Genomic DNA, 4,699 nt, shown 5'->3' with positions numbered 1-4,699 from the left:
ATACATGATATTGTCGAAGACAGCATCTGGAGCGATTACGTAAAACTTCCCGAACTCAGCCAAAAAATCGATGAAGCGATGCAGCCTGTTTTAGCTTTAAAAGCAAAGTATGCCTTTCTAAAATAGAGAGGCAAAATATTATGGAAGCAAGTGGGGAGAGAATCATCTGCAAGTGCGGCTCTAAGTCTGTAATGCAGGCAGTTGAAATTTTCAAAGCAACCGATCTTCCATATAAAAAAGCCAAAAAACTTGTTACCGAGTGCAATCAGACATGTTGCAGAAGAGCTCTTATGGCACTTTACAACATGGTTGAATTCGGCGAGATAGATTATGAAGAGATAGATTTTTTGATTGATCACAAAAATGCAACAGGGAGCGATGAGGATGAGTGAGTCATTGGATGATTTTTCAAGATGGGTTAAAAGCAACGGCCTGAGTTCAAAAGTGCCGACAGACACTCTGAAGTTAAAAAAACTCTCTATATTGGATCTATCAAAATGCAAGATAAGAGAACTTCCCCAGAGTATTGGCTCTTTGGAGAGTTTGAGCGTGCTGAAGCTCTCAAACAACAGACTTAAAGAGCTTCCCCAAAGCATTGGGAGGCTAAAAAAACTAAGAAATTTGCAGTGTGAGAACAACCTTCTCGACTCACTTCCCGACTCCATAGGAGAGCTTGAATCTCTAATCATTCTAAATCTTACAGGTAACAGGCTAAAAGAGCTGCCTGAGAGCTTTTATAACCTCAAAAAACTTACAAGGCTTACCATTGCCGCAAATTCGCTTCAAAGGCTCTCAGATAAGCTAAAAAACCTCTCAAGGCTGCTCTACTTTTCGGTAGATACAAACAACCTAAAAGAGCTCCCTGAGGTCTTTGCAAATATGACCTCGCTCTACTATCTTGACCTCTCCTACAATGAGTTTACAAAACTGCCTGAGTCTATCGGTAAAATAAATGAACTTGAGACGCTTCTTTTAGAGGGGAACAATATAGAAAATCTCCCCTCGCTTGAAGCGCATGATATGCTTATACGACTCAATCTTAACGATAACAACATCTCAGAGATTGATTTTGATATCAGCAGACTCGAAGATTTGCAGATACTCACACTTGATAATAACAACTTGAAATATCTTCCAAAAGATATATGCAGACTTACAAAGCTCAATCGCTTGAGTGTAAGTGAAAATGCTCTCAAAGAGCTGCCGGAGTGTATCGGAGATTTGTCTAAGCTTCTTGAACTTGATATTGAAGAGAATGAGATAAGAGAGTTTCCTGCCTCTTTTTCAAGACTCACAAAACTCAAAAATCTCTATATTGCCGGAAATGAAGGCTTGAACAGACCTGATCTGCCCTCTTTAGAGTTCTGTGACATCTGATTTTATCTAACAGCTAACTCTGTCCCATACCAAATTTTTAAATGCCTTCATTGTAGGCTTTTTCATATCTTTCATCATCATGACGCGAAGTTCGCCTATCATCTCTTTATAAACAGGAGATGCTTTGATGGGGTCAACGGCTCTTGCCAAATCTATAATCTTATGCACGCTTAGATTAAACGGTGTATTTTTCTTATCTTTTATACCCTCGTAAACAGACATAAAAAGATTGTAGTTGTCATAATCCATCTTGCAATCGCCATCAAGTATTTTAAGTGCTAAAATCGTTGCATACTGTATCTGTTCATCACTAAAATCATAGGTTTTCGCCCACTCATAAACCGTTGCCAAATCATCCATCTTAATTCACCTCGCTTTTTTTATCAGTTGCATACTCTAAGATCACATCTGCTTTTGACTCTATAAAATCCCGTGTAATAATACATTTTTCTACACTTTTCTTTGCAGGAAGCTCATACTGAAGAGGAAGCATTATCTTCTCAATTATCCCTCTTAGACCTCTTGCTCCTACACCTTTCTCTTCCGCCATCTGAGCTATTATCTCAAGTGCATCTTCGCTAAACTCCAACTCTACTCCGTCAAGTTCAAAAAGTGCCTGATACTGTTTTATAATAGCATTTTTAGGCTCTTGCAATACTCGCACCAGATCCTCTTTTGAGAGTTCACTTAAGGTTGCAATAATGGGGATCCTTCCTATAAACTCTGGAATAAGCCCAAAAGAGATAAGCTCTTTAGACTCTATCTCTTTTTTTGCGATATCATCGTTTTTGTTTAAAAAGCCCATTTTTTTAGGAGAATTTTTCTTGCTCTTTTCATCGTTCCCGACCAGTCCGACAAATGCGCCCCCGCACACAAAGAGAACATGCGTCGTATCAAAAAGTACGGTCTCAGCAGAGGAGCTTTTTCTGCTTCCCTTAAGAGGAACATATACCTCTCCCCCTTCTAAAATTTTCAGAAGTCCCTGCTGAACACCCTCGCCGCTCACATCGCGACCGCTTGAGGCACTCTCGCTTTTGTTGGCAATTTTATCTATCTCATCAATATAGATGATCCCGTGTTGCGCACGCTCTATGTCAAAATCTGCCGCTGCTAAAAGTCTTGAGAGGATTGATTCTACATCTTCGCCAACATAGCCCGCTTCTGTCAGTGCGGTCGCATCCGCTACGGCGAAAGGTACATTCATAATTCTTGCCAGACTTTTTGCCAGAAGTGTTTTTCCACTTCCCGTAGGACCTATTAAAAGGATGTTGCTTTTTTCAATCTCGACATTTTTAAAAGTGGGTTTATCAATGCGTTTATAGTGTGAGTAGAGCGCTACAGAGAGAACTTTTTTTGCCTCTTCCTGCCCTATGACATAGCTATCAAGATGCTCTTTTATCTGCGTAGGGATACTAAGACCCCGCTTGAACTCATCTCTTGATCTCTTGAGCTCCTCTTTGTGCAGGATGTCAGAACATGTCCCGATACACTCGTTGCAGATGTGAGCGCTCTCAGCACTAAATATCTTCTCTACATCTTTAACGCTCTTGCCGCAAAAATCACATTTTAAGTTCTCATTCATCTATAAGCCTTTTAAAAATGTATCGCTCTCTTCGTTAATGTACTTTAGATTGTGTGCTGCTACAAATTTGTTCTCTTTTTTTGTAAGTTCATCTTTTTTGCTCACTACAATACCCTCTTTAAGATCAAGCGTGATCTCGTGTGCAACCATTCTAAAGGTATCACGTGAAAAATCAACGCCCAAAAAAAGGTATGACTTATCTTTTTTATACTCTTTTAAAAATGGAGGAAGTGCGTAGCCGCCCATTGCCTCAGTGAGCCAATCCACAAAATCGGCATCGCTTACAATGAAATTTTTCTCAGGGATCATGCATCCCATAGGTTTAAAGAGAATAGGCAAAGAGTCGTTCAGCTCCTCTTTTGCAATGCGTTTATACTCTTTTAGTGCAGTGTCGAACTTGTAGAGTAAAAATCTGTCATACCCAGCCATTATGCGTGACACGCCAGTTATCATAAAGTGTTCTACATCTTCGTATATCTTGCACGAACTGTCGTCCATATTTGTATCTATCATATACCTTGGTTTTATCTCTTTAAAAAACTGATACACAAAGGGCAGATCATACTTTTTTGAAGCATAGATATGGTTTGTCATCCCAACGATAAACTCTCGCCCTTTTCTCTGCTCCAGACTCATTGCAGCGCGGCTGTACTCATACATAAGCCTTGCGCTCATAGTTCTTCCGTTGTTAAGGGAGAGTATCATACTGTCGCTGTCGTATGGAAGTGTTGTTCCATCTTCGCAGATAGTGTTTTTAAAAACACCCATCCCGATAAAAGGAACCAAATTTCCAGACCTTAACTCCTCTTTTATATCATCCATGGCAACCGACTCCCGTATAGCTAGAATAAGCTCTGTTTAACTCTACTCTCAATCTATCCACATCCAAAGGTCTGCTTAGATCATTTGGCATATCGATATAAAAGATGGCTCCGTCTTTGCTTATCAAAAAAAGAGCCTTCGTTAATCTGTCTTCTAAGGTTCCGCTTACAAGTTTCGTACCGTAGAGGCTTCCAAACTCATTATCCGCATCAAAAACCATCTCAAATTTTTTAAGTCTGTTTTTCAAAACTGTTTTTTCATCACTATCTTCATCAAAGATCAAATAACATTTAAGCTCCACTTGAATACGGCTCATAAGTTCATCAAGAGCAAGTATCTCGTTTGCAAACTCCTCTTTTGCATGAGGAAAAGAGAGAAGAAGCGTCATATGTCTCTCACTTGAGCTTCTTGTAATCAATTTTTTTTCTTGAAAGAGGTCTCTAACTTCGATATTCTCAGCCATATAACCGACATCTGTAAAATCTTCGCAAAGCTCCATAAATTCATCTTTATATACTATTTTAGATTCCATAATTTTTTATCTTATACCCTATCTGTCTTTGTGTGATCCCTAGAAGCTTTGCAGCCTCCGACTGGTTGTCGTTTGTTGATTTAAGCGCTTTTATAATTGCCTCTTTTTCAAGCTCATCGAGCGTTTTGTTCTCTATGGCTATTGCGCAATACTCTTCTGAGAGCTTTTGATTATTTAGCGCAGGGAGCAGAAGTATCATATCTGAGGCACTTATTCCATCTGCACTGCCCATTAGTACAATACGCTCGATCGTATTTTCAAGCTCTCTTACATTACCGGGCCATTTGTATTTAAGGAGCTTTTGTATTGCTTTTTGATTAATTTTCAAGCCTTGTTTATCGTATTTATTTGCGTATTTATGCAGATAATATTCGGCTAATAATACA

7 protein-coding genes are annotated in these 4,699 nt (G+C 39.2%); 2 read left to right on the top strand and 5 right to left on the bottom strand.

What is annotated here, in order from left to right; translation table 11 throughout:
• Nucleotides 1–140 precede the first annotated feature (140 nt).
• A complete protein-coding gene (locus RQ763_RS09670) occupies nucleotides 141–392 on the top strand; it encodes a hypothetical protein (protein WP_314152662.1) in 252 nt (83 codons plus the stop codon).
• On the top strand, nucleotides 385–1,377 hold the full coding sequence (locus RQ763_RS09665; protein ID WP_314152661.1) for a hypothetical protein: 993 nt from the start codon (nucleotides 385–387) through the stop codon (nucleotides 1,375–1,377). Before RQ763_RS09670 ends, RQ763_RS09665 begins: the two co-directional genes overlap by 8 nt.
• A gap of 6 nt (nucleotides 1,378–1,383) precedes the next feature.
• On the opposite strand, the gene RQ763_RS09660 is transcribed toward RQ763_RS09665, so the two are convergent.
• From RQ763_RS09660 to RQ763_RS09640, 5 genes are all read right to left on the bottom strand, one after another.
• Nucleotides 1,384–1,737, bottom strand: coding sequence for a hypothetical protein (locus RQ763_RS09660; protein WP_314152660.1), 354 nt, complete (start codon nucleotides 1,735–1,737; stop codon nucleotides 1,384–1,386).
• Nucleotide 1,738: 1 nt separating this feature from the next.
• Nucleotides 1,739–2,959: an ATP-dependent Clp protease ATP-binding subunit ClpX gene (gene clpX, locus RQ763_RS09655; protein WP_314152658.1), complete on the bottom strand. Its 1,221-nt coding sequence runs from the start codon at nucleotides 2,957–2,959 to the stop codon at nucleotides 1,739–1,741.
• A complete protein-coding gene (locus RQ763_RS09650) occupies nucleotides 2,960–3,781 on the bottom strand; it encodes an SIR2 family protein (RefSeq protein WP_314152657.1) in 822 nt (273 codons plus the stop codon).
• Complete coding sequence (locus RQ763_RS09645; protein WP_314152656.1) at nucleotides 3,774–4,313, bottom strand: hypothetical protein; 540 nt, start codon at nucleotides 4,311–4,313, stop codon at nucleotides 3,774–3,776. Before RQ763_RS09645 ends, RQ763_RS09650 begins: the two co-directional genes overlap by 8 nt.
• A partial coding sequence (locus tag RQ763_RS09640; RefSeq protein WP_314152654.1) for a helix-turn-helix domain-containing protein occupies nucleotides 4,303–4,699 on the bottom strand: 397 nt, incomplete at its 5' end. The genes RQ763_RS09640 and RQ763_RS09645, both read right to left, overlap by 11 nt.

This window comes from Sulfurimonas sp., from assembly GCF_032250635.1.
GTDB lineage: Bacteria > Campylobacterota > Campylobacteria > Campylobacterales > Sulfurimonadaceae > Sulfurimonas.
Note: the sequence above shows the minus strand (reverse complement) of the source record. Positions and strands in the feature narration are given on the sequence as shown.

Bases quoted from the DNA above. Each gene is read 5' to 3' on its own strand.
- RQ763_RS09670 (WP_314152662.1), top strand. From the start codon at position 141: ATGGAAGCAAGTGGGGAGAGAATCATCTGCAAGTGCGGCTCTAAGTCT.
- RQ763_RS09665 (WP_314152661.1), top strand. From the start codon at position 385: ATGAGTGAGTCATTGGATGATTTTTCAAGATGGGTTAAAAGCAACGGC.
- RQ763_RS09660 (WP_314152660.1), bottom strand. From the start codon at position 1,737: ATGGATGATTTGGCAACGGTTTATGAGTGGGCGAAAACCTATGATTTT.
- clpX (WP_314152658.1), bottom strand. From the start codon at position 2,959: ATGAATGAGAACTTAAAATGTGATTTTTGCGGCAAGAGCGTTAAAGAT.
- RQ763_RS09650 (WP_314152657.1), bottom strand. From the start codon at position 3,781: ATGGATGATATAAAAGAGGAGTTAAGGTCTGGAAATTTGGTTCCTTTT.
- RQ763_RS09645 (WP_314152656.1), bottom strand. From the start codon at position 4,313: ATGGAATCTAAAATAGTATATAAAGATGAATTTATGGAGCTTTGCGAA.